Here is a 2,445-nt window from a genome sequence, read left to right as displayed (position 1 = left end):
ATAGAGGGCTATAGGTTCTCCCTGATTATATGTTGTTAATATCCCCCTTGCATCTTGAATGTGTGATCCTACGTTATAGTGAAGAACTGAAAGTTAAGCAACAGCTTCTTCATTAGAAAATAGAAAAACAAGCTGAAAACGCAAACCCCTACCGTCAAGTCTAAATCCAAACACTTCATCCCAAAAAGTTTATTAACATCCCCCAGAGTTTTATACAACAGACAGAGACCGCCGAGGTTTTAGGATACCATCGGTCTGAGAGGTGAGAGAGGATTTGAAGACGCTGATAATAATCCCCGCCTACAACGAGGAGCTAACGATTGGGTCAGTGGTGGTGCTTGCCAGGAAGTATGGGGATGTTCTTGTTGTTGATGACGGCTCCAGCGATAGAACTTCTGAGATTGCACAAAATGCCGGAGCCATTGTTATCAAGCATGAAACTAACAAGGGGAAGGGGGCTGCGCTGAGAACGGGGTTTGATTATGCTCTGGCCAATGGTTATGATGCTGCTGTATGTTTAGATGCCGACGGTCAGCACAACCCCGGGGAGATACCGAAACTTCTGGAGCCGATACTTAAAGACGAGGCCGACATGGTAATAGGCTCAAGGTTCCTCGACGGGGCCAGGAGGAGCATTCCATTATACAGAAGGCTCGGCCTCTGGATTCTCAACACCACCACAAACGCAAGCCTAGACGGAAACCTGAAGGTCACGGACTCCCAGTCCGGATTCAGGGCGATGAAATGGGTCTGGATCAGTATGGGGGGAGCATAGTGGACTACCAAAAAGACATTCAACCAGAAAATGTGACCATACTCATCCCGACAAAAAATGAAGAGGGCGGCATCGGTGAGGTTATAGACGGCTTTAAGGGGCTCGGCTACACAAACATCCTCGTCATCGACGGTCACAGTACCGACAGGACAAGGGAGATTGCCGAGGCTAAAGGCGCCAGAGTTGTCCTTCAAAGCGGAAGGGGAAAGGGACAGGCAGTTGCAGAGGCGTTTAAGCTCATAGACAGTGAGGTTGTTGTTCTAATCGATGGCGACGGAACCTACGACCCGAAGGACGTGGGGAAACTCCTTCAGCCAATTGAGAGGGGGATAGCCGAGCACGTCATCGGGAACAGGCTGGTGGATTATGAAGACGGGGCCTTTACGAGGCTGAACCTCATCGGCAACAAAATATTCAACGCGCTCTTCCGTTTTATGTACGGCGTTGAAGTCCATGACCTCCTAACCGGGTACAGAGCCCTCACAAGGGATCTCTATAAGAGTGTGGAGCTTGAGAAGCAAGGGTTTGAAGTCGAGACGGAGCTGACCGTGGAGACCATAGCGAAGGGATTTAGAATAGCCGAGGTGCCCATAAGCTACCGCAAAAGGAAGGGAGAGGCAAATCTTCATCCGGTAAAGGACGGATGGGGGATTGGAAGAACGATAATAGAGCTCCTCGTTCGCTACAACCCGGCAAGATACCTCTACTTTTTTGGAGCCCTCTTCCTCATCCTAGGGTTCATTTCGGGAGTCTACGTGGTTCATGAATGGCTCAATCATATCTCTCACAACCTGCTCGCCATAGTCACGGCAATCCTCGTGCTGGGAGGGGTGCAGTTCATGGCTGTTGGCTTCGTGATGACCTACATGTTCAGGGTCATGACTGAGATCAAGAAGAGCCTGAGGGAGATAAAACGGAACGGCAGGTGAAAGGGTGAAACTAAAAGTTGCAATTATCGGACTGAGAGGGATTCCGTCCAAATACGGAGGAACTGAGACCTTTGTTGAAGAGCTTACTATGAGATTAAAAGACAGGTTTCAGTTCTATGTTATGCACGAGAGCGATAGATTTTTTGAGGATGAATATCATGGAGTGATAAGGGTTCATTCCCCTGCCGTCGAAAGTAAAAGCACAAGCATCCCCTCGATCAATGACTTCCTTAACACCGCTTATATGCTTTCAAAGCACGGGGATGAGGTTGAGCTGATATACTTCCTCGGACCTGACAGCTCTGTAGCCGCCATATTGGCCAGATTAGCCGGAAAAAGAATTTTGATAAACCCAGATGGCATTGAATGGAAGCGTTTGATAAAAAGGAGCTACTTTATCCCGTTCCATATGTTTCCAATATATCTTATCACGATGATATACATGTATTTGATGGAATACCTGTCCTGTAAGTTGCCTGATGTGGTGGTCGCTGACTCCGTGGGGATTAGAGAACACCTAATGAAGAGACATAAGCCGAGGAGGGTCGTTTACATTGCCTACGGCGCAAGGGAGTTAATTCCCTCCGAACTACCAAAAGATGATGAGATAGGGATACTCAAGGGATTTGGGCTTGAACCCAATGAATACTACCTTACCGTGGCGAGGATAGTTGCCGAGAACAATATCCACATGGAGATTGAGGGGTTCAAAAAGGCGGACTCCTCAAAGAAGCTCGTCAT

Annotated in this window: 3 protein-coding genes; all 3 read left to right on the top strand. The window is 48.1% G+C overall.

Annotated features, from left to right (window positions below):
- Window positions 1–274 precede the first annotated feature (274 nt).
- Window positions 275–775 (top strand): glycosyltransferase family 2 protein, encoded by a 501-nt coding sequence (locus MVD07_RS04090; RefSeq protein ID WP_297498995.1) that lies wholly within the window; start codon window positions 275–277, stop codon window positions 773–775.
- Window positions 745–1,704: an S-layer glycoprotein N-glycosyltransferase AglJ gene (gene aglJ / locus MVD07_RS04085; RefSeq protein WP_297498993.1), complete on the top strand. Its 960-nt coding sequence runs from the start codon at window positions 745–747 to the stop codon at window positions 1,702–1,704. Before MVD07_RS04090 ends, aglJ begins: the two co-directional genes overlap by 31 nt.
- Window positions 1,705–1,708: 4 nt before the next feature.
- A partial coding sequence (locus MVD07_RS04080; RefSeq protein WP_297498991.1) for a DUF1972 domain-containing protein occupies window positions 1,709–2,445 on the top strand: 737 nt, incomplete at its 3' end.

Source organism: Thermococcus sp. (assembly GCF_027008145.1).
Classification (GTDB): Archaea; Methanobacteriota_B; Thermococci; order Thermococcales; family Thermococcaceae; genus Thermococcus.
This window is presented reverse-complemented; position numbering and strand designations above follow the sequence as displayed.

Excerpts from the sequence above, each read along its gene's own strand:
- aglJ (WP_297498993.1), top strand. The coding sequence starts at position 745 with ATGGGTCTGGATCAGTATGGGGGGAGCATAGTGGACTACCAAAAAGAC.